This is a genomic window from Motilibacter deserti (assembly GCF_011250635.1).
GTDB lineage: Bacteria > Actinomycetota > Actinomycetes > Motilibacterales > Motilibacteraceae > Motilibacter_A > Motilibacter_A deserti.
Genome location: NZ_JAANNP010000001.1, coordinates 728,192 through 747,940, shown reverse-complemented (window position 1 = coordinate 747,940; position 19,749 = coordinate 728,192). Strand labels below are relative to the sequence as shown.

The following is a 19,749-nucleotide window of genomic DNA, read 5'->3' as shown; positions in this document are numbered from 1 at the left end:
AACTGTTTGCATCTGGCTCGCATCGGCAGGAGGATGGGGGCATGCACGTTCCCGACGGGTACCTCGACGGGCCCACGTCCCTCGCCTGCGCGGCGGTCGCGGCGGCCGGAGTCGCCGTCAGCCTGCGTGGCTCGCGTCGCGAGCTGGACGAGCGCAGCGCCCCGCTGGCCGGGCTGGTGGCCGCGTTCATCTTCGCCGTGCAGATGCTCAACTTCCCCGTCGCGGCGGGCACGAGCGGCCACCTGCTGGGCGGCACCCTCGCCGCGGTCCTCATCGGGCCGTGGACCGGTGTGCTCTGCGTCTCCGTCGTCCTGATCGTGCAGGCGCTGTTCTTCGCCGACGGCGGCGTGAGCGCGCTCGGCGTGAACGTCGTGAACATGTCGCTGGTGACGGTGGTCGTCGGCTGGGGCGTCTTCGCCCTGGTCCGGGCCGTCCTCCCGCGCACCAGGGGCTCCGTCGTCGTGGGGTCGGTGCTCGGCGCCGCGCTCTCGGTGCCCGCTGCGGCGGTGGTCTTCACGGGCCTGTACGCCGTGGGCGGCACCGCGGACATCTCGACCGGGACGGTGCTGGCCCAGATGGTCGGCCTGCACGTCCTCATCGGCCTCGGCGAGGCGCTCATCACCGGGCTCACCGTCTCCAGCGTGCTCGCGACGCGGCCCGACCTCGTCCACGGCGCACGCCACCTCGCCGGCCGCACGCTCGACATCCGCACGCCCGAGACGGCGCTCGCGGCATGAGCGCCCCCGTCGACACCGTCGACCCCCGACCGGAAGCCCCTCCTGCCGGCCGGTCCAAGCGCACCGCCGGCTTCCTGCTCGCCGGCCTGCTCGTCGCCCTGGTGCTCGCGGGCGGAGTCAGCCACTACGCCAGCAGCGAGCCCGACGGGCTGAACAAGGTCGCCATCGACAAGGGCCTGGACCAGCACGAGAAGGACTCGGCCACCGCCGGCTCCCCGCTGGCCGACTACGGCGTCGAGGGTGTCGAGTCCGAGCGGCTGTCCGGGGGGCTCGCCGGGGTGATCGGCGTGGTCGTCACCTTCACCCTGGCCGGTGGCGTGGCCTACGTCGCCACCGCACGCCGGCGCCGCGCGGCGCCCCCTCGTTGAGGCGCCCGTGAGCGCGGGCCACGGCTCGGCCGGGCTCTACCGCGCCGGGCACAGCGCGCTGCACCGGCTGCCCGCCCAGTGCAAGATCGCCGCGCACCTGGCGTTCGTGCTCGTGGTGGTCTGCACGCCGCGTGAGACCTTCTGGCCGTACGCCGCGTACGCCCTGCTCCTCGCGGCCGTCGCCGCGGTGGCGCGGGTGCCGGCCGGCTTCGTGGCCCGACGGCTCGTCATCGAGGTGCCGTTCGTGCTGTTCGCGCTCGCGCTGCCCTTCCTCGCCCACGGCCCGCGGGTCGACGTGCTCGGGGTCGGGCTGTCGGAGTCGGGGCTGTGGTCGGCCTGGGGGATCCTCGCCAAGGCCACCCTCGGTGTGATCGCCTCGGTCCTGCTCGCCGCCACGACGTCCCAGCGGGACCTGCTGCTCGGGCTCGAGCGGCTCGGGATGCCGCGCACCATCGTGCAGATCGCGTCGTTCATGCTGCGCTACGCCGACGTGATCGCGGGGGAGTCCGAGCGGATGCGCATCGCCCGCGAGTCGCGCGGCTTCACGCCCCGCCACCTCGGCCACCTTCCCGTGGTGGCCAAGTCGGCGGGCGCCCTGTTCATCCGCTCCTACGAGCGCGGCGAGCGCGTGCACCTGGCCATGCTCAGCCGCGGCTACGACGGGGCGATGCCACGGCTCGACTCGTCCGCGACCCCCGCGTCGGCCTGGGCCACCGCCGCCCTGCTGCCGCTGCTCGCGTCCGTCGCGCTGGCGCTCGCGTGGGCCGGGCGATGACCGCCCCGGCGCTCGAGGTGCAGGGCCTCGCCTACGCGTACCCCGACGGGCACCAGGCGCTCTTCGGCGTCGACCTGCGCATCGAGCGCGGCGAGCGGGTGGCGCTGCTCGGCCCGAACGGCGCGGGCAAGACGACCCTCGTCCTGCACCTCAACGGCATCCACACGCCCGGCGCCGGCACGGTCCGCGTGGGCGGCGTCCAGCTGGCCAAGGACACGGTGCGCGACGTGCGCCGCCGGGTCGGGATCGTGTTCCAGGACCCCGACGACCAGCTCTTCCTGCCCACCGTGCGCGAGGACGTCGCCTTCGGCCCGGCCAACCTCGGGCTGCGCGGCCCCGCGCTGAACGCGGCCGTCGACCGGGCGCTCGCGCAGGTCGGCATGGAGGGCTTCGCCGACCGGCCCCCGCACCACCTCAGCCTCGGCCAGCGGCGCCGCGTCGCGGTCGCCACCGTGCTCTCGATGGAGCCGGACATCCTGGTGCTCGACGAGCCCACGAGCAACCTCGACCCAGCCAGCCGGCGCGAGCTCTCCACCGTGCTGCGCGGGCTCGACCCCACCCTGCTGCTGGTGACCCACGACCTTCCGTACGCCCTCGAGCTCTGCCCGCGCTCGGTCCTGCTCGACGGCGGCGTCGTGGTCGCCGACGGGCCGACTCGGGAGCTGCTCTCGGACGAGGCCCTGCTGGCTGCCCACCGGCTCGAGCTGCCCTACGGCTTCGACCCGTCCCGGGTCCCGGCCCGATAGCGCGCCCCTCCCAGAACGCGCCGCGCGAGCCCTAGACTCCGGCGCGTGGCCGCTCCGCGAGCGGGGTAGGCAGCGCCACAAGCAGATCGGCACCGGCACTCCGGAGCCGGGACCGGATCAGGAGGCACTGTGAGCGAAGCGCCCGGCACCGCCGTGTCGACGTCCCCCAACGGGGTGGCACGCAGCCCCGCACAGATCGAGCGCGACATCGAGGTCACGCGCCAGCGCCTCGCCGGCACGATCGACGAGATCAGCGACCGGGTCAAGCCGGCCAACCTCGTTGCCGACGCGAAGGCCAAGGCGAAGGCCCAGTTCGTCAACCCCGACGGCAGCCCGCGCACCGACCGGATCGCCGTCGTCGGCGGCGTCGTGGTCGCCGTCGTGGCCCTCGTCGTCCTCCGGGCCCGCCGGCACTAGCCGCCCCGTCCCTGCGTGGGGACGGGCACCGATGCCCGTCCCGCGCAGGAGGTAGGTTTCCCCGTCGTGAGCGTCCCGCCCAACGAGGTCCCCGGCCCGGCCGACTCGCCCGGCCTCCCCGTCCGGCTGCTGCACGACCGCGTGCTCGTGCGCGTCGGCACCGGCGAGGGCGAGCGCCGCAGCACCGGCGGCATCCTCATCCCGGCCACCGCCACCATGGGCCGGCGCCTGGTGTGGGCCGAGGTCGTCGCCGTCGGCCCCAACGCCCGCATGATCGAGCCGGGCGACTCGGTGCTCTTCGACGCCGAGGAGAAGCCCGAGGTCGAGCTGCACGGCTCGACGTACGTCATGCTCCGCGAGCGCGACATCTCCGCCATCGCCGCCGCCCGGGTCAGCGAGGGCGCGACGGGGCTCTACCTCTGACCGTAGGTGTCGTCAGGGACGTCGTGCTCAGGCCCCTCGAGGGTCTCGCCCGAGGAAACGGCTCCTTGCCATCTTGACGTGGCGTGCTGTCGGTGGCTAACTACGGCTCACCGAAGCAGGTGTCGCGCACGCTGACCCGCTCTCGCAATCCGACCGCGGCTCGCGTTCGCGGGCGTTCCGTCGTGCCTCCGGACTCGCTCTTGCCCCCGGACACGGCGGCTCCCTCGGCGTACGCCCACCTGTCGTCCTCGGAGCACGTCGGCTCGCTGGCTTCACATGTCGGGTCGAACCCGCTCCCGTCGCCGTGCGCTGGGACCGCAGTGCACGCACCGTCAGGAATCGTGCCAAGCGCTCACCGGGAGGCATCGGATGGCGAAGCCAGACCTGAATCGACGGCAATTTCTCGCCACTGCGGCAGCGGCGGGCCTCGGCGTCGCCACGGCGTCGGCTTTGGGGCCGACGGCCGGCACCGCTACGGCCGCAATGGGCGTGGCTGCGCCCGACACCCCCTATCCCAACCTGGGTCTGCAGATGTTCAGCATCCGCAACCTCGTCTCCTCGTTGGGCTTCCAAGCGGTGTTCCAGGAGTTGGCGGACATCGGCTTCAAGGACGTGGAGTTCGCCGGCTACACCTCGCCCGCGTCGCCCGGGCTGACGATCGCCGGCCTGCGGGGGCTGCTCGACGCGAACGGCCTGCGGGCCGTCGGCGCCCATCAGAACCTCAACGCCGTGCTCGGCCTCAACGGCGCCGCCGCTCAGATGCAGGAGTTCGAGAACGCCCGCACCCTGGGCATGACGCACGTCGGCAGCGGCGCGCTCTTCCCGAGCATGCTCCCGTCGAACACCGTCTCGGACATCCAGCGCATCGCCGAGCAGTACAACACCGCGGGCGCCGCGGCAGCGACGATGGGCCTGAAGGTCTACGGTCACAACCACGACGGCGAGTTCGCCTTCACCACCGACAACCCGGCTCGCCGCAAGTACGACGTCCTGGTCGAGAACATCACCCACCCCAATGCGGTGATCGAGATGGACATCTATTGGGCCTACGTCGGTGCGGCCCGCTTCCCCGGGTTCAACCCGCCGGACTACGTGGTCTCCCGGCCGCAGCGTTTCGCGCTGTTCCACGTCAAGGACGGCAACGTCGTCCCCGGCGGGACGGGCTCGCAGATCCTCGAGTTCGGCCAAGGCAATATCCCGTTCCGGGCGTTCTTCGACGCGGTGGGGGCACGGAGCTACCACTATCCGCTGTGGGAGCAGGACACCGCTCCGAACACGCCCGCGGCGCTCGGCGGCGCAGCCGGAGCCGCCCGCCGGTCCTACGACAACATGCACGCGGTCCGGACGCTGACCTGGCTGGACGAGCTGGGCCAGATGATCGCCTCGTTCGCGGGCGCGGGCAGGCTCAACATGCGCGTGGCGGCCAGCCTGGAGGATCGCCGGATCCGAGCGGCGGTACTCGTGGAGAGCGGGAGCGAGACCCGCGCAACCGCCTATCTCGAGCAGCTGATCGCTCGGGCGAACAACCAGATCAGGGGCGATGCGGACGACATCATGATCCGCAGCCTGATCGTCGCGGCAAGCCAGCAGATCGTCGCGTGGCTCGCCGAAGCGGAGGACCGCGAGAACAAGCTCTGACCCGGGACCCGGAAGACGCAGATGCCCTGGCCGGCATTCCTGCCGGCCAGGGCATCGAGGCCACCTTGGTGACCGATTGTGCGCCGCGAGGGAATCGAACCCCCAACCCGCTGATTAAGAGTCAGCTGCTCTGCCTATTGAGCTAGCGGCGCAACGGCAGTAAGACTACCAGCCCCAGAGGGGGACACCCGCAGGGGTGCCGCTCTCCAGCGAGGCGCGTGCGCCGCCAGCGGTCAGACCGCCTGCCACCAAGCGACCTCCGGTCGTCCCTCGGTCTCGAGGATGTCCCGTGACGTCGCCATGTGCGGGTCGGTCAGGTCGCAGATCAGGGACAGCGGCACTCCGGCCGCGAGGAGCCCCATGCAGAGGTCGGAGGCGGAGGTGGCCGCGGCTCCGGTGGTTGTCGTTGCCATGGAATACCTCTCGGTCGTGATCGTCTGCCGCTGATGAGCCGGTCGGGTGTCACCCTGCCTCGACCGAGGGGCACGACACCAGGACCGAAGGCCCGGGGCCACCCGTTCGGCTCCGCCTCGCTGAGCGCCTCGATGCGCGTGCACGAGGCAATCGGGCCGAACGGGTGGTGCCGCCTCAGCAGGGGACGACGACGGCTTCCCTGAGGAGCCGGGCGACGAGCACCACGGCCTCCTCGGCGTCGAGACCGGGCAGCGAACCGGTGGCGAGCGGCTCGCCGGCGAGCAGGGCCTCGAGGGCGGGACGGGCCGTGCCCGGCAGCGTCAGCTGGCGGCCCGAGAGCTGCAGCGTCACGTCGTCGGGTGAGGCCGCATCCACGACCCGGGCGTGCAGCGCGGGCCGCAGGCGTACGACCGTGTCCGCCGTGACGGCGCGGGCCGCGGCCGCCTGCCGCAGCGGGGAGACCGGCGCGGGCCGGGTCTGCGGCCACACCTTCCGGCGCAGCCGGGCGGCGACGTCCTCGGCCGGGACGGAGCGCACGGCCGCGGCGAGGGCGTCGAGCGTCGCGGCGAGGTCCTCGCGCAGCTGCTCGGGGTCGGCCACGTCGACGCCGAGCGGCAGCGAGCTGCGCAGCTCCGGGGAGCGGGCGGCCAGTCCCGTGAGGGCCTCGACCAGGGCGTACCTCGTGACCGTGTGGATCCCGATCGTGAGGTGGGCCGAGACGTCGCCGAGCGCCTCGGCCGAGTGGAGCCAGCCGCGCGGCAGGTAGAGCGCGTCACCGGGCTGCAGGACCGTGTCGATGTACGGCTCGCCCTCCGCCTGCGCGGCGACGTCGGCCTTGCGGTCGGTCCAGGGTTGGCTGCGCAGCGGGTGCTCGAGCACCGGGCGGTGGATGCGCCAGCGCTTCTCGCCCGACAACTGCAGCACGAACACGTCATGGACGTCGTAGTGCGGGTCGAACCCGCGCGACTGCGGTGGCGTGATGTAGGCGTTGGCCTGCACCGGGTGCCCCAGCTCGGCCGCGAGCGCGGAGGCGAACTCCACGACCGGCGGCCAGGTGCGGTGCAGCCCCTGCAGCACGAGCGAGGCGCCGTCGGCGAACAGCGCCGTCAGCGCGTCGTCCTGGACCTGGTCGGCAACCTCGGCGCCGGCGCCGCCGCCGCCGGTCCACCGCTTGGGGTCGATGACCTGGCCGTCCTTGGCCACGCGGAGGAACGGGGTGCGCAGCCCGCGCCGCGAGACGAGCTCGTCCACGGCGTCGAGGTCGAGCAGGTCGGCGAAGCCACCGGACAGCTGGTCCGCGCGGGTCAGCAGGGCCGACCGGCCCCAGTAGTCCGCGGCGAACTCCTCAGGGGACAGCGAGATGCAGCGGCCCAGCGCCGGGCGGGAGGTGGATCCCACCCGGCGCGGGCCGTCGACGAGCTGCGTCATGCGGGACGCGGAGCTCAGGAGGCCGAGCTGTCGGCGCCGCCGTCGCCGGCGCCGGAGTCCGCACCGCCGTCGCCGGCGCCGGAGTCGGCGCCGCCGTCCGCACCGCCGTCGTGCTCCCCGGGGACCACGGAGCCGGCGCCGCCGTCCGCGGGGCCGTGCGCGCCGCTGTCCGCGCCGCCGTCGGCGCCGCCGTCGTGCTCGCCGGGGATGCTGCCCGCGCCGCCGTCGGCCGGGCCGTGCGCGCCGCCGTCCGCTCCGCCGTCCGAGCTGCCGGTGATGTCGCTGTCGTCGAGGGCCATGTCGCCTCCAGGGTCGTCGTACCGGTGGCGGATCTCCACCGCCGCCTCGCCTACCCAAGCACTGCGCCCGGTACGCCGCAGCCCGGGCCCGGCCCAAGATCGGCAGCCGGCTGCCGGCGTCGCCGGGAAGCGGCGCGCGGCCGTGACACGATCGCGTCATGGATTCCGCGGAGCTGCTGTCGGACCTCGCGACGGGCACCGGGCTCGAGGGCAACCCGGAGGCGATCGAGGACGACTCCGCGATCTTCATCTGCTTCGACGCGGCCGGCGTCTGCACGATGTTCGAGGGGCCCGGGGTGGTCCACACGCCGTTCGGGCCAGGTGGTGCGATCGGGCTGCACTACGAGCAGATCTACGCGACCCAGCCGGACACGTTGCGCCACGTCCGGCGGGCCGTGCAGACCGGTGAGGGGTTCGCGGCGCAGGAGGCCTATGACGAGTACGTCGTGCGCGCGCGGTTCCAGCCCGTGCACGACGCGGCGGGAGCGGTCGTCGGGACCCTCGTGGCGGCCCATGACGTGAGCGGCTGGCTGCGCTCGGAGCGCCGGCGACGCTGGGCCGAGCGGCGGGCCGTCGCCCTGGCCGACCTGTCGACGGCGCTGGACGAGGCGGCGCTCGACGTGCGGTCGGTCCTGGACGTCGTCGTGCGCGCGGCGCGCGACATGGTCGGCGACTACGCCGTGGTCCGCCTCGCGGGCGAGGGGCAGGACCTGCGCGTCGCGGCGATCCGGCCCGCGGCCGACGGGAGCATGGGCTTCCTCGAGGACGAGCTCGCCGAGCATCCTCCGCAGCCCGCGGTGCGCGCGCTCGTCGCCGAGGCCGCGGCCTGCGGGGGCCCGGTGAGCCGGGTGATGTCGGCCCGGGACGCGCTGCCGCCCGCCTCGCCCCATGCCGGGATGGGGGACTTCCGGTTGCTCTGCGTCCCGCTGCGGGCCCGGGCGCACCTGCTCGGCACGATGATCGTCGGGCGTCGGGCCTCCCGGCCCGCCTACACCTCCGAGGAGGAGACGCTCGCGGCCGAGATCGCGCACCGGGCGGCGCTCGCGCTGGACAACGCGCGGCTGCTGCAGGAGGTGCGGGACCGCGAGCGCGCGCTGGCCTCCTCCCTGGAGGAGCTGCTGCGGTTCAAGGCCCTGGCCGACGGGTCGGCCGAGGCGATCCTGCTGGTCGGCCCGCGCCCGGAGCACCGGCTCGAGTACCTCAACCCGGCCGGACGGCGGCTGATCGGGCTCGCGGAGGACGCCGACGTCGGCACGGTGACGGCGGCGATGCTGGCCGGCGGCGACGTGCCGGACCTGTTCGCGCGCCAGCGCGCCGCGCTCGAGGCCAGCGGGACGTGGACGGGGGAGTTCCTCCTGCGCCGGGTCGACGAGCCCGACGTCGAGGTCCCGGTCGCCGGCAGCGCCTTCCTCGTGAGCCACCCGGAGACGGGGGCGCCGCTCGGGGTCGGCGGGGTGCTCCAGGACATCACCGAGCGGCGCGAGGCGGAGCTGCGGCTGCGCCAGCTCGACCGCCAGCGCGCCGCCCTGCTCGCCCGCCTCGTCACGGCTCAGGAGGAGGAGCGACGCACCATCGCCGCCGGCGTCCACGACGACACCATCCAGGTGCTGGCCGCGGTGGACCTGCGGCTGGGCCTGCTCGCCCGCCGGCTCGCGGGGGAGGGCGCCGCCCACCTCGAGCTGCTCGGGCGGCTGCAGGCCAACGTCAGCGACGCGACCTCCCGGCTGCGCCAGCTCCTGTTCGACCTCGAGACGCCCGCGCTCAACACCGGCCTGGTCCAGGCGCTGCGCAACGCCGCGGCTCACGTGCTCGAGGACACCGGCGTCGCCTGGACGGTGGAGGGCGAGCTCGATCTCGAGCCGGAGGCGCCGAGCCGCGTGGTGGCCTACCGCGTCGCCCGCGAGGCGCTGGTCAACGTCCGCGCGCACTCCGGTGCGGAGCACGCGACGGTGCGGGTCGAGGAGTCCGACGGCGGGGTGCTGGTCGAGGTCCTCGACGACGGCGTGGGGATCGACCCCACGCTCGAGACGTCGCCCGCGGGCCACCTCGGACTGGCCACGATGCGCGAGCGGGCCGAGATCGCCGGCGGCTGGTGGCGCGTCGGGCCGCGCGAGCCGCGAGGGACCGAGGTGCGCTTCTGGCTACCGGTGCGGCCGGTCGCAGAGCCGGAATGAGCGAGCCGAAGTGAGCGTGCCGGAGTGAGCGCGCAGGACTGAGTGCGCGGTCCGAGGCTCATTGCGCGGTGAGGACCCGCCGCAGCGCGAGGGCGGCGGTGTCCGCGGCGAGCACGACGTGGCCGCGTACGCACAGGTGCAGCTTGTCGGGCAGGTCGGCCCCGAGCTGGCCCTTGGTGAAGAACCCGACGACTCCGGCGCGCACCATCTGCTCCACGGTCGCGGCGTCGGCGTGCGCGGACACCCCGACCAGGACCCCCTCGGGGGCGTCCCGGCGCAGCGCTTCGGCGGCGGCGACGCCCCCGCCGGGCATGCGCACGTCGAGCAGCACCAGGTCGGGGTGGTGCTCCTGGGCCAGCCGGACCGCGTCCGGCGCGTCCCGTCCGGCCGCGACGACCTCGAACCGCGGGTCGTCCTCGATGACCTCGGCCAGCGCGGCGCGGACCTCGTCGTCGTCGTCGACGAGCAGGACTCGTACGACTGTGTCCGCTTTCATACGGTCCTCCCCTCGACCCCGTTCCGCCCGCGCGGAGATCCTGGAGGCTTTTCGCTCCTCCTCCATGCTGACACCTCGCGCGTTCGCCCGCCTGGTGTGTTCGCACCACTGTTCCCCGAGATATCTAGACAATGGCCGGGGGGAAATGGCGGATAAGGGCGGCCGGCGCTCCGAGATCAGCGGGCGGGAAGCGGCTCGGCATTGTCGGGGGCCACGATGCGTTGTGCGCCCGAATAGACGTTGAAGGTGCCGCCGCGGACGAACCCCGCCAGCGTCATGCCCACCTCCTCGGCCAGGTCGACCGCCAGGCTCGACGGGGCGGACACCGCCGAGAGCACCGGGATCCCGGCGAGGGCTGCCTTCTGCGCCAGCTCGAAGGAGGCCCGCCCGCTGACCTGCAGCACATGGCCCTGCAGGGGCAGCCGGCCCTGCAGCAGCGCCCACCCGACGACCTTGTCCACCGCGTTGTGCCGGCCGACGTCCTCGCGCGCGCAGAGCAGCCGCCCGTCGGGGGTGAAGAGCCCCGCGGCGTGCACCCCGCCGGTGCGGTCGAACGCCTGCTGCGCGCGGCGCAGCTCGTCGGGCAGCCCGGCAAGGACGGCTGCGTCGACGCGCACCGGGTCGGCGGCGATGTCGTACGGGGTGGCGACCCGGACGGCCTCCAGGCTCGCCTTCCCGCACACCCCGCACGAGCTCGTCGTGTAGGTCGTGCGCTCGAGCGAGGCCGAGGGCGGCGGCACGTGCGGCGCGAGGGCGACGTCGAGCACGTTGTAGGTGTTGGCGCCGGTGTCGTCGGTCCCGGCGCAGTAGCGCGCGGCGAGCACGTCGTCGGCACGCCGGACCACGCCCTCGCCGACCAGGAAGCCGTGGGCCAGCTCGACGTCGTTGCCGGGGGTGCGCATGGTGACGGCGAAGGCCCGGCCGCCGACGCGTACCTCCAGCGGCTCCTCGACCGCGAGCGTGTCGGGCCGCGACGTGACCGCCCCGTGCCCGACCCGGACGACCGGGCGACGTGCCGTGACCCTGCCCATCGCCTCGCCTTCCTCCGGTGCCACGACGGCCCTACCCGTGGCGCTGGCGAACCATACGCTGGGGGTAGCGCGCGCGGCGCGCGGGGAGGAGAGGCCCGTGACGGTGTCCTTCCGCCCCGGCTGCTCGGTCGTCCCGCCCTACGTGCTCGAGGCGATCGTCCGCCACGGCACCGCGCAGCAGCGCGACTGGGCCCTCTCCACGCTCGCGCTGGACACGTCGTTCCGCATGACGCGCGCGCAGGCCCTGCTGCTCGCCACCCCCACCCGCTCGGTCGGCGTGCTGCCCGCCCGGGCCGCGGCGGCGGCGCTCGCCCCGCGCCGCACGGTCTACGACGCCAGCGGCGGCGAGCTCCCGGGCCGGCCGGCCCGGGCCGAGGGCGCCGGCCCGACCGGGGACGGGTCGGTGGACCGCGCCTATGACGGGCTGGGGGAGACCTACGACTTCTACGCGACGCTCTTCGACCGCGACTCGATCGACGGGCGCGGGATGGCGCTGCTGGCCTCGGTGCACGTCGGCGACCACTGGGACAACGCGCAGTGGGACGGGGAGCAGATGCAGTTCGGCGACGGCGACGGGGAGATCTTCGGCGACTTCACGGCTGCGCTCGACGTCATCGGGCACGAGCTGACGCACGGGGTGACGCAGTACGAAGCGCAGCTGGTCTACCAGGGCCAGTCCGGCGCGCTCAACGAGTCGGTGTCGGACGTGTTCGGCGTGCTCGTGAAGCAGCGCGCCCTCGGACAATCCGCGGAGGAGGCCGACTGGCTGGTGGGCGCCGAGCTCCTGCTCCCTGGGGTGCAGGGGATGGCGCTGCGCTCGATGGCGCAGCCGGGCACGGCGTACGACGACGAGCGGCTCGGCGGCCGGGACCCGCAGCCCGCACACATGGACGACTACGTCCAGACCCTGTCGGACAACGGCGGCGTCCACGTCAACTCCGGCATCCCGAACCGCGCGTTCTACCTCGCGGCCACCGCGATCGGCGGCAACGCCTGGGAGGTCGCCGGCCGGGTCTGGTACGCCGCCCTGACCGACCCGGGGCTCAGCTCCACCGCGCGGTTCCCCGTCTTCGCGCAGGCGACGGTGCGGGCCGCAGCGGCGTACGAGGGGGCGGCCGAGGCGGTGCGCGCAGCCTGGCAGGGCGTGGGGGTGGCGGTGTGACCGAGCACCCGGGCTCGGGCGGCCCCGCCGCCGGGCCTGGCGTCCGTGTCGTCGTGCGGCGCACCGGCGGGTTCGCGGGCGTCGCACGGGTGTGGACCCTCGCGGAGGCGGACCTCGGGCCGGAGGAGGCGGGCCGGCTGCGCGCCCTGGCCGACGAGGCAGCCTCCGCACAGGTCCTGCCCGGCGACCGGGCGCCCGGGCGTACGGCCGACGGGTTCGAGATCGAGGTCGTGCTCGAGCGCGGCGGCGCCCGCGAGACCGTTCGCGCCGCCGAGCACGACGCCCCCGTCCCGGTGCGCGCGCTGCTCGACCTCGCCCGGGCCTCCGGGACGCGCGGTGACCCGTTCGACGCGGGAGGTGCACGCCCCGGGTAGGGCACGATTGGGGCAGCTGTCGCAAGGATGCGGAGGGCGTGTGCTGGAGCGCGAGTACGACGTACCCCTGACCGCGCTGCGCAGCCTCTACCGCGCGCTCGGGCGCGTGGGGAGGGCGCAGACGCTCCGGGAGACCCTGCAGGCGGTCGTCGACGGGGTCGTCGAGGGCGTCGGGTTCGAGGTCGCGGCGTTGAGCATCCTGCGCTCGGACGGCATGTTCGAGACGCTCGCGGTCGCCGGGCCGCGCAACGCCCGCGAGGCGCTGCTGGGCAGGGTCCAGCCGTCGGACGCGTACGACCGCGAGTTCTCCTTCGCCGAGCCGTGGGGCGCGCTGCGCTTCGTCCCGCACGACCGGGTGCCGCCGGAGCTCCTCGAGGTCAGCTGGATCCCGGACATCGCCCCCCCGCAGCAGCCTGGCGCCTGGCACCCCCTGGACGCTCTGTTCGCCCCGCTCTACGCGGCCGCGGGCGAGCTGCTGGGGATGCTCTCGGTCGACCTGCCCCGTGACGGCCGCCGCCCCGGGCCGGTCCAGCGCGAGCTGCTCGAGCTGTTCGCGACCCAGGCCGGGGTGGCGCTCGCGAACGCCAGCCTCGCCGAGCAGCTGCGGGAGAACCAGGAGCGGCTCGCCGCCAGCGAGGAGGCGTTCAGGCTCGCCTTCGACGGCGCCGGCGTGGGCATGGCGATGGTCGAGGTGGGCCGCGACGGCCCGGCCCGCTTCCTGCGCGTCAACGAGCAGCTCGCGCGGATCACCGGCTACGCCGCAGACGAGCTCTGCCGGATGCGGCCGGAGGACCTCGTCGCCGCGGAGGACCGCGCCGCCGAGGCCGCCACGGCGCGCCGGCTGCTCGCGTCGGCCGCCGACGGTCCTCCGGCGGACGCCGCGGTCAGGCGGCGCGAGGTCCGCTGGCAGCGCGCCGCGGGCGACGGCATCTGGGTGGCCGTCACGACGACGCTGATCCGCTCGGCGTCGGGGGGCGCGCTCTACGCGCTGGACCAGGTCGAGGACGTCACCGACCGGCACCTCGCGGAGGCCGAGCTGGACCGCCGGGCCCGACAGGACCCGCTGACCGGCCTGGCGAACCGGGCGAGCCTGTACGAGCGGCTGGCCGGCTCGCTGCAGCTGTCGACCACGGGGGACCGACGCGGCGCGGTGCTCTTCTGCGATCTCGACGGCTTCAAGGCGGTCAACGACAACCACGGCCACGAGGTGGGCGACAGGGTGCTCCGCGCGGCTGCGCACCGCATCGCCGCCGAGGTCCGCGACACCGACGTGGTGGGCCGCCTGGGGGGCGACGAGTTCGTGGTGGTCGCCGACGACGTGGACGAGGCCGACGCCATCGGCCTTGCCGAGCGTATCCGGGCCGCGCTGGCCGAGCCGATCGTGTTCGCCGACAACCGCGCCGATGTCACGGTCAGCATCGGCATCGCGGTCTACCCCGAGCAGGGGCACGACGTGGAGACGCTGCTGCGCCACGCGGACACGGCGATGTACAAGGCGAAGGCGGCGGGGCGGAACGCCTACGCGGTGTACGGGAGGTAGCTCCGGGTCAGAGCGCGTCGCGCAGCTGGCGGGCGACCGTGCCGTCGGCCGGCTCGACGGCCAGCGTGCCGCCGCGGCGCTGGACCGCGCCGTCGGCGAACCGCAGGAAGTCGACCAGGTCGGGCGACACCTCGGTCAGGCCGTCGGAGTCGATCACGACCACGCTGCCGCTCTCGGTCATGCGCACCGCCTCGGCGATGCGCTGGCGCACGAGCGGCCCGTCGCCGTCGGGCCCGAGCAGCACCACGCGGCGGCGGACCTGGAGCGGCGGGTGGGTGACGATCGACGGCGCCGAGGTGGTGACCACAGGTCGAGGAGTCGGAAGGACGGAGGGGCGGCCTCCGTCGTGGTCCAGCGTGATCTCCATGGCCAGGTCTCCTTCGACTCGTGCCCGGAGAGCCTGCCCAGCTGGCGCCGGGTCAACCTCCTCGCCGCGGAGTTTCTGCGATGCGCGACGGCGTGGCTCGTGGGGCTCGTCGGGGTAGGCAACCGTCGTGACCAGCACCGACGCCTCTGCCGCCGACTCCAGCCCCGCGACGTCCGCCGGGACCCTTTCCGGAGCGGGCGCTCCTGCCGACGAGGTCCCCGACGCCTCCGACACCGCTCGCCGCCTGGGGCTCCCCGTCGTCCTGCTGTCCCACCGCGCCCCCGTCTCCTTCCGTCGGGAGGGCGGCGAGCGCACCGCCCGGCGCGGGGCGGGCGGCCTCGTCACGGCCCTCGTCGGGCTGGCCGGCCAGCTCGACGACGCGGTGTGGGTCGCCGCCGCGTCCACCGAGGAGGACATCGCGGTCAGCCGGGAGCACCAGGGCGAGGACATCCCGCTGGTGATGGACGCGACTCCCCGGATCGCCACTGCCGAGGAGGCGGAGCAGGGGTCGGGCACGCCCTGCCTCGGCATCCGGCTCGTCGACGTCGAGGCGAAGGCCCACGAGGATTTCTACGCCGTCGTCGCCAACCCGTTGCTCTGGTTCGTGCAGCACGGGCTCTACGGGCTGTCCACGGCTCCGGTGCTCGGGCAGCGCGAGCGCGAGGCGTTCGAGGAGGGCTACGTCCGGGTCAACGAGCAGTTCGCCGAAGCGGTCATCAGCGAAGTGCAATCCCGGAACGGGCATGCGCTCGTCATGCTGCACGACTACCACTTCTACCTGGTGGCCGAACGGGTGCGGGAGAAGTGCCCGGACGCCGTCATCACCCACTTCGTGCACATCCCGTGGCCCGGGCCGGACGCCTGGCGGGTGCTGCCGAAGGACATGCGCGAGCGCCTGCTCAACGGGCTGCTCGGCAACGACGTCGTCGCCTTCCACACCGAGCGGTTCGCGCGCAACTTCCTGCTCTGCGCGCAGGAGCTGCTCGGGCTGACGGTCGACCTGGCGGCGATGACCGTGCGGGTCGGCGGGCGCGTCGTGTCCGCCCGCACGTACCCCATCTCCATCGACGTGGAAAGCCTCGAGGAGCTGGCCCAGTCGCCGGCGGTGCGGGAGCGCGCGGACCGCATGGAGGCGCAGCTCTGCGGCGAGGGGCGCCAGTTCCTGCTGCGGGTGGACCGGACCGACCCGTCGAAGAACATCGTGCGCGGCTTCCTCGCCTTCGGCCTGCTCCTCGAGCAGCATCCGGAGCTGATCGGGAAGGTCACGTTCCTCGCCTTCCTGCAGCCGAGCCGGCTCGACGTGCAGGAGTACATCGACTACGTCGGCCAGATCGGCGCGGTCGTCGCCCGGATCAACGCGAAGTACACCCGAGAGGGGCACGGCCCGATCGACCTGCGGCTCCAGGAGGACTTCGCGACGGCCGTGGCGGCGTACACCGTCTGCGACGTCCTCATGGTCAACTCCATCGCCGACGGGATGAACCTCGTCGCCAAGGAGGCGGTCGCGGTGAGCCGCCGCGACGCCGTGCTCGCGCTGTCGGAGAGCACCGGCGCCTACGAGGAGCTCGGGGCCTTCGCGGTGACGCTGCACCCGTTCGACGTGCAGCAGCAGGCCGACGCGCTCTACGCCGCCCTGACGATGAGCGAGGAGGAGCGGCGGGGGCTGAGCTCGGCCGCCGCGCGCGTGGTCCGCGAGAATGACGTCAAGAAGTGGCTCGACGTCCAGCTGGCCGACGTGCGCGCCCTGCTCGAGCCCTGAGGCCTGTATCAGGGCGCGGGCCGTGCGCTCCGTCTCCCGGACGCCGTCGGCGCACGTCATCGAGGAGCAGCAATGGCCCGTCAGCAGGTACGCAGGAGCTCGAGCAGCCTCCGGAGCTTCCGGGAGAAGTCGGTGCGCTACGTCGCCGTGGCCGTGCTGGTCGCGGTCGTGGCTGCGACGCTGGCGGCGCTCGTCTCGTCCTCGGCCGACGCGGCGACGCGCGCGCCCGTGACGGTGAACGGGCCGAGCACGGTCGTCGCCGGCCGCACCCTGACGCTGACCGGCACGGCGCAGGCCGCCGGGGACCGGCTGCGGTTCTTCGTCTCCCGCTGGGACGCGAAGGCCCGGACGTGGAAGCAGGTCGCGAGCGGCCGCCTCGCCGCCAACGGCCGCTACGCGGTCAGCTTCAAGGCCGGCCCGGTCGGCAAGCAGCGCTACCAGGTGATGATGGACACCCTGGACGCGTCGTTCTCCGGCGAGCGCACGGTCCGGGTGCTGCCGGCCTGACGCCCGCATGACCTCCCGTGCGCCGGGGCAGAAGGTGCCTCGGCGCATCAGGGGAGGGCTCATGGCGGATACGGCACGCGGAGTGCTGTTCGACGTCGACGGGACGCTCGTCGACACCACCTATCTGCACACCGTGGCCTTCTGGCAGGCGTTCCGCCAGTTCGGCCACGACGTCCCGATGGCGCGCATCCACCGCTCCGTCGGGATGGGCGCCGACAAGCTCGTCGCGCACGTGCTCGGCGACGGCCGTGACGAGGGCCAGGACGAGGACCTCCAGCACGCGCACTCCAGCCTCTACTCGACGTTCTGGCCACGGCTGCGCCCGCTGCCCGGGGCGGTCGAGCTGCTGCGCGAGTGCAAGCGGCGCGGGCTGAGCGTGGTGCTCGCTTCCTCGGCGTCCGCGGACGAGCTCTCCGCGCTGCGAGCTGCCCTCGACGCCGAGGGCCTCATCGACGTGGCGACGGGCTCGGCCGACGCCGAGGGCAGCAAGCCTGAACCAGACATCCTGGAAGCGGCGTTGGCGAAGTCCGGGCTCGGCGTGGGGGACGTCGTGTTCGTGGGCGATTCCGTCTGGGACGTCGAGGCCGCCGCGAAGCTCGACGTCCCGTGCATCGGGCTCGAGTGCGGCGGGACCAACGCCCAGGAGCTCACCGACCGTGGGGCCGTGGAGGCGTACTGGGGGCCGGCCGAGCTGCTCGAGCGCTTCGACTCCTCCGCGCTGGCCAAGCTGCTGGCCTGACCCGGGGCGCACCGCGGCGGGTGGCACTGTGGATGTCGTGGGCGGCGACGACGGCGGGCGGGCGGGCACCGAGCCGCTGCTCGTGGCCCACCTGGACCTCGACGCGTTCTTCGCGCAGGTCGAGGAGCTGGCCAAGCCCAGCATCCGCGGCAGGCCGGTCGTGGTGGCCGGCCGCGGCGGGCGCGGCGTCATCACCACCGCGAACTACCCGGCCCGCCGCTTCGGCGTCCACTCGGCGATGCCGTCCTGGCAGGGGCGCGCGCTGGCGCCCGGGGCCGTCTGGCTCGCCCCGCGGGGCACGGCGTACGCGCAGCACTCGACCGCCGCGCTCGCCCCGGTCAAGGCGACGTTCTCGCGCGTCGAGCAGGTCGCCTACGACGAGGTCTACGTCGACCTGTCCTCGGCGCGGGCGCCCGAGGAGCCCGCCGACCTCGACCCCGACGGCCCGGGCAAGGAGCTCGCGGTGCTCGGCGTGGACTGGGCGGGCGACCCGTACGCCGCCGCGTCCGCGCTGCGGCAGGCGGTGTGGGACGCGACGGGGCTGACCGCGTCGGTCGGGGTCGCGCGGCACAAGCTGGGCGCCAAGCTGGCCTCGGAGTCGGCCAAGCCGGCGGGCGCCTCGGTGCTCGACGTCGCGGCCGAGGAGCTGCTGCTGCCCACCCTGGGCGCCGACGCGCTTCCCGGCATCGGCCCGGTCAGCGCCCGGAAGCTGGCCGGCGCCGGGATCAAGACGGTGGCGGACATCCGCGCGGCAGGCGAGCCGACCGTCGTGGGGCTGCTCGGGCAGGCGCACGGCACCGCGATGTGGGACCTCGCCCACGGCCGTGACGCGCGGCGGGTCGAGTACGACCGCGAGCGCAAGTCCGTCGGTGCCGAGCGGACGCTTCCCGCCGACCTGCGCGACCTGGAGTCGCTGCGGTCGACCCACGCCGCGGTCTTCTCGGAGGCGCACCGCCGGCTGCTGCGGTCCGGGGCCGCTGCGCGGACCGTCACCGTGAAGGTGAAGTACGCCGACTTCACCGCCGAGACGCGCGCGGCGTCGCTGGCCTCGCCCACGGACGAGGAGGCCCCGCTGCGCGCGGCCGCCGAGCACGCGCTGGCCGCCACGTCCGCGCCGGGGACAGGCGTGCGGCTGGTGGGGGTCGCGTTCTCGGCGCTCGACACGGTCGCCCAGCTGCTGCTGGCGCTCGACGAGGCGCCGGTGGCGGAGCTGGTGCCGGCCGCGTCCGTGCTGCAGCCGGCCGCGACCCCCGGCTTCCACCCGGCGTACGCCCGAGACGCCTCGACCGCCGCCGACCCGCGGCTGGACGCCGTCGACGACTCCGCGCCGCTCGTGACCGAGCAGTCGGCGCCGGGCTCGGACGTGGAGCATCCGGAGCTCGGCCGCGGGTGGCTCGTGGGCGCCGGGCACGGGGTCGCGTCGGTGCGGTTCGAGTCGTCGACGACCCCACCCGCCCGGTCGGTGACGGTGCGGCTGGCCGAGGGGCGGCTCCGGCACTGCGCGCCCGAGCCGCCGCACCCGCCGACGGTGCCCGCTCCGTGGGAGGCGTGACTTCCGGTGGTGCCGCACGATGGGTGCGACGACAGTGGTCCCGTGCCGCTCCAGCCCGTGACCGCGACCGCGCCCGAGCTGCCCGGGCGGCAGATCCTCGGGCAGTCCTGGAGGGACCTGGCTTTCCTGCACTGGCGCGTGCCGCCCGCGGCCGTGGCGCCGCTGCTGCCGCAGGGGACGCGCCCCGACGTCCACGACGGCTCGACCTGGGTCGGCCTCGTGCCGTTCCGCATGGTCGGGGCGGGCGTCGGGCCCGGCCCCGCCGTCCCGTGGCTCGGCTCCTTCGCCGAGACGAACGTCCGGCTCTACTCGGTCGACGAGCAGGGCCGGCGGGGCGTGGTGTTCCGGACACTCGAGGCGTCGCGGCTGGCCGTCGTCCTGGGCGCCCGCGCCGCGTTCGCGCTGCCGTACGCCTGGGCGCGCATGCGGGTCGAGGAAGCAGGAGGGGTGCTGACGTACGCCTCCCGCCGGCGCTGGCCCGCTCCCCGCGGCATCTCCACCCGGGTCGCGGTGCGGCCCGGCCCGCTGCTGCCGCCCGGCGACCCGCTCGCCGAGTTCCTCACTGCCCGCTGGGGGCTGCACACCCGGATCCTCGGGCGCACGGCCTACGTCCCCAACCGCCACGAGACATGGCCCCTGCAGAGCGCCGAGCTGCTGGAGCTGGACGACGCGCTCGTCGCGGCGTGCGGTCTGCCGGGCGTGACAGCGCGTCCGCCGGACTCGGTGCTGTTCTCGCGCGGCGTCCGGACGGTCTTCGCGATGCCGTACAACGCCCGCCGGCCACTGCCCGCCTGACCGGGAGG

The 19,749-nt window shown here is 74.4% G+C and carries 20 protein-coding genes, 1 tRNA gene and 1 pseudogene; 15 read left to right on the top strand and 7 right to left on the bottom strand.

What is annotated here, in order from left to right; genetic code table 11:
* The first annotated feature begins 41 nt into the window (after window positions 1-41).
* The 6 genes and pseudogenes from G9H71_RS03455 to G9H71_RS03430 all read left to right on the top strand — a co-directional run bounded on the left by G9H71_RS03455 (window position 42) and on the right by G9H71_RS03430 (window position 5,104).
* Window positions 42-1,105 (top strand): annotated as a pseudogene (locus G9H71_RS03455) (energy-coupling factor ABC transporter permease).
* A gap of 7 nt (window positions 1,106-1,112) precedes the next feature.
* Window positions 1,113-1,880 carry a cobalt ECF transporter T component CbiQ gene (gene cbiQ, locus G9H71_RS03450; RefSeq protein ID WP_166277848.1) on the top strand — a complete coding sequence of 256 codons (768 nt, stop codon included), beginning with the start codon at window positions 1,113-1,115 and terminating at the stop codon, window positions 1,878-1,880.
* Window positions 1,877-2,626, top strand: a complete 750-nt coding sequence (locus G9H71_RS03445) for an energy-coupling factor ABC transporter ATP-binding protein (RefSeq protein WP_166277845.1) — start codon at window positions 1,877-1,879, stop codon at window positions 2,624-2,626. The genes cbiQ and G9H71_RS03445 overlap by 4 nt, the downstream gene beginning before the upstream one ends.
* A 129-nt stretch (window positions 2,627-2,755) precedes the next feature.
* Complete coding sequence (locus G9H71_RS03440; protein WP_331272719.1) at window positions 2,756-3,043, top strand: DUF3618 domain-containing protein; 288 nt, start codon at window positions 2,756-2,758, stop codon at window positions 3,041-3,043.
* Window positions 3,044-3,109: 66 nt separating this feature from the next.
* Window positions 3,110-3,466: a GroES family chaperonin gene (locus G9H71_RS03435; RefSeq protein ID WP_166277842.1), complete on the top strand. Its 357-nt coding sequence runs from the start codon at window positions 3,110-3,112 to the stop codon at window positions 3,464-3,466.
* Between the two features lie 276 nt (window positions 3,467-3,742).
* The gene (locus G9H71_RS03430; protein WP_231133995.1) at window positions 3,743-5,104 is read left to right on the top strand and encodes a sugar phosphate isomerase/epimerase family protein; all 1,362 of its coding nucleotides are present in this window, start codon (window positions 3,743-3,745) and stop codon (window positions 5,102-5,104) included.
* Between the two features lie 79 nt (window positions 5,105-5,183).
* Here G9H71_RS03430 and G9H71_RS03425 read toward each other — a convergent pair.
* The 4 genes from G9H71_RS03425 to G9H71_RS03410 all read right to left on the bottom strand — a co-directional run bounded on the left by G9H71_RS03425 (window position 5,184) and on the right by G9H71_RS03410 (window position 7,245).
* A tRNA-Lys gene (locus G9H71_RS03425) sits at window positions 5,184-5,256 on the bottom strand.
* Window positions 5,257-5,337: 81 nt separating this feature from the next.
* Window positions 5,338-5,517 carry a hypothetical protein gene (locus G9H71_RS03420; protein ID WP_166277839.1) on the bottom strand — a complete coding sequence of 60 codons (180 nt, stop codon included), beginning with the start codon at window positions 5,515-5,517 and terminating at the stop codon, window positions 5,338-5,340.
* A 175-nt stretch (window positions 5,518-5,692) separates the two neighbouring features.
* Entirely contained in the window at window positions 5,693-6,946 is a 1,254-nt protein-coding gene (locus tag G9H71_RS03415; RefSeq protein ID WP_166277836.1) for a cupin domain-containing protein, read from the bottom strand.
* Between the two features lie 14 nt (window positions 6,947-6,960).
* On the bottom strand, window positions 6,961-7,245 hold the full coding sequence (locus G9H71_RS03410) for a hypothetical protein (protein ID WP_166277833.1): 285 nt from the start codon (window positions 7,243-7,245) through the stop codon (window positions 6,961-6,963).
* Between the two features lie 158 nt (window positions 7,246-7,403).
* Between G9H71_RS03410 and G9H71_RS03405 the strand changes: the two genes are divergently transcribed.
* Window positions 7,404-9,419, top strand: coding sequence for an ATP-binding protein (locus G9H71_RS03405; RefSeq protein ID WP_166277830.1), 2,016 nt, complete (start codon window positions 7,404-7,406; stop codon window positions 9,417-9,419).
* A 58-nt stretch (window positions 9,420-9,477) separates the two neighbouring features.
* On the opposite strand, the gene G9H71_RS03400 is transcribed toward G9H71_RS03405, so the two are convergent.
* Window positions 9,478-9,915: a response regulator transcription factor gene (locus tag G9H71_RS03400; protein ID WP_166277826.1), complete on the bottom strand. Its 438-nt coding sequence runs from the start codon at window positions 9,913-9,915 to the stop codon at window positions 9,478-9,480.
* A 176-nt stretch (window positions 9,916-10,091) separates the two neighbouring features.
* A complete protein-coding gene (fdhD, locus tag G9H71_RS03395; protein ID WP_166277822.1) occupies window positions 10,092-10,946 on the bottom strand; it encodes a formate dehydrogenase accessory sulfurtransferase FdhD in 855 nt (284 codons plus the stop codon).
* 97 nt (window positions 10,947-11,043) lie between these two features.
* Between fdhD and G9H71_RS03390 the strand changes: the two genes are divergently transcribed.
* The 3 genes from G9H71_RS03390 to G9H71_RS03380 are packed head-to-tail and all read left to right on the top strand — an operon-like array spanning window position 11,044 to window position 14,022.
* Window positions 11,044-12,108 carry a M4 family metallopeptidase gene (locus G9H71_RS03390; protein ID WP_166277819.1) on the top strand — a complete coding sequence of 355 codons (1,065 nt, stop codon included), beginning with the start codon at window positions 11,044-11,046 and terminating at the stop codon, window positions 12,106-12,108.
* A complete protein-coding gene (locus G9H71_RS03385) occupies window positions 12,105-12,482 on the top strand; it encodes a protealysin inhibitor emfourin (RefSeq protein ID WP_166277816.1) in 378 nt (125 codons plus the stop codon). Before G9H71_RS03390 ends, G9H71_RS03385 begins: the two co-directional genes overlap by 4 nt.
* 40 nt (window positions 12,483-12,522) lie before the next feature.
* Window positions 12,523-14,022, top strand: a complete 1,500-nt coding sequence (locus G9H71_RS03380) for a diguanylate cyclase (protein WP_331272718.1) — start codon at window positions 12,523-12,525, stop codon at window positions 14,020-14,022.
* 7 nt (window positions 14,023-14,029) lie between these two features.
* Here G9H71_RS03380 and G9H71_RS03375 read toward each other — a convergent pair whose 3' ends face one another.
* Complete coding sequence (locus G9H71_RS03375; RefSeq protein ID WP_166277813.1) at window positions 14,030-14,389, bottom strand: hypothetical protein; 360 nt, start codon at window positions 14,387-14,389, stop codon at window positions 14,030-14,032.
* Window positions 14,390-14,633: 244 nt separating this feature from the next.
* On the opposite strand from G9H71_RS03375, the gene G9H71_RS03370 reads away from it, so the two are divergent.
* The 5 genes from G9H71_RS03370 to G9H71_RS03350 all read left to right on the top strand — a co-directional run bounded on the left by G9H71_RS03370 (window position 14,634) and on the right by G9H71_RS03350 (window position 19,741).
* Window positions 14,634-16,148 (top strand): alpha,alpha-trehalose-phosphate synthase (UDP-forming), encoded by a 1,515-nt coding sequence (locus G9H71_RS03370; protein ID WP_166279014.1) that lies wholly within the window; start codon window positions 14,634-14,636, stop codon window positions 16,146-16,148.
* A 72-nt stretch (window positions 16,149-16,220) separates the two neighbouring features.
* Entirely contained in the window at window positions 16,221-16,655 is a 435-nt protein-coding gene (locus G9H71_RS03365; RefSeq protein ID WP_166277810.1) for a hypothetical protein, read from the top strand.
* Between the two features lie 61 nt (window positions 16,656-16,716).
* Entirely contained in the window at window positions 16,717-17,394 is a 678-nt protein-coding gene (locus G9H71_RS03360) for an HAD family hydrolase (RefSeq protein WP_166277806.1), read from the top strand.
* 37 nt (window positions 17,395-17,431) lie between these two features.
* Window positions 17,432-18,946, top strand: a complete 1,515-nt coding sequence (locus G9H71_RS03355) for a Y-family DNA polymerase (RefSeq protein ID WP_166277802.1) — start codon at window positions 17,432-17,434, stop codon at window positions 18,944-18,946.
* Window positions 18,947-18,988: 42 nt separating this feature from the next.
* A complete protein-coding gene (locus G9H71_RS03350; protein WP_166277799.1) occupies window positions 18,989-19,741 on the top strand; it encodes a YqjF family protein in 753 nt (250 codons plus the stop codon).
* Window positions 19,742-19,749 lie beyond the last annotated feature (8 nt).

What these genes read in the sequence shown, in the direction of transcription:
- G9H71_RS03360 (WP_166277806.1), top strand. Translation starts at nt 16,717, where the DNA reads ATGGCGGATACGGCACGCGGAGTGCTGTTCGACGTCGACGGGACGCTC.
- G9H71_RS03400 (WP_166277826.1), bottom strand. Translation starts at nt 9,915, where the DNA reads ATGAAAGCGGACACAGTCGTACGAGTCCTGCTCGTCGACGACGACGAC.
- G9H71_RS03405 (WP_166277830.1), top strand. Translation starts at nt 7,404, where the DNA reads ATGGATTCCGCGGAGCTGCTGTCGGACCTCGCGACGGGCACCGGGCTC.
- G9H71_RS03375 (WP_166277813.1), bottom strand. Translation starts at nt 14,389, where the DNA reads ATGGAGATCACGCTGGACCACGACGGAGGCCGCCCCTCCGTCCTTCCG.
- G9H71_RS03430 (WP_231133995.1), top strand. Translation starts at nt 3,743, where the DNA reads ATGTCGGGTCGAACCCGCTCCCGTCGCCGTGCGCTGGGACCGCAGTGC.
- G9H71_RS03410 (WP_166277833.1), bottom strand. Translation starts at nt 7,245, where the DNA reads ATGGCCCTCGACGACAGCGACATCACCGGCAGCTCGGACGGCGGAGCG.
- G9H71_RS03365 (WP_166277810.1), top strand. Translation starts at nt 16,221, where the DNA reads ATGGCCCGTCAGCAGGTACGCAGGAGCTCGAGCAGCCTCCGGAGCTTC.
- fdhD (WP_166277822.1), bottom strand. Translation starts at nt 10,946, where the DNA reads ATGGGCAGGGTCACGGCACGTCGCCCGGTCGTCCGGGTCGGGCACGGG.
- G9H71_RS03420 (WP_166277839.1), bottom strand. Translation starts at nt 5,517, where the DNA reads ATGGCAACGACAACCACCGGAGCCGCGGCCACCTCCGCCTCCGACCTC.
- G9H71_RS03415 (WP_166277836.1), bottom strand. Translation starts at nt 6,946, where the DNA reads ATGACGCAGCTCGTCGACGGCCCGCGCCGGGTGGGATCCACCTCCCGC.
- G9H71_RS03445 (WP_166277845.1), top strand. Translation starts at nt 1,877, where the DNA reads ATGACCGCCCCGGCGCTCGAGGTGCAGGGCCTCGCCTACGCGTACCCC.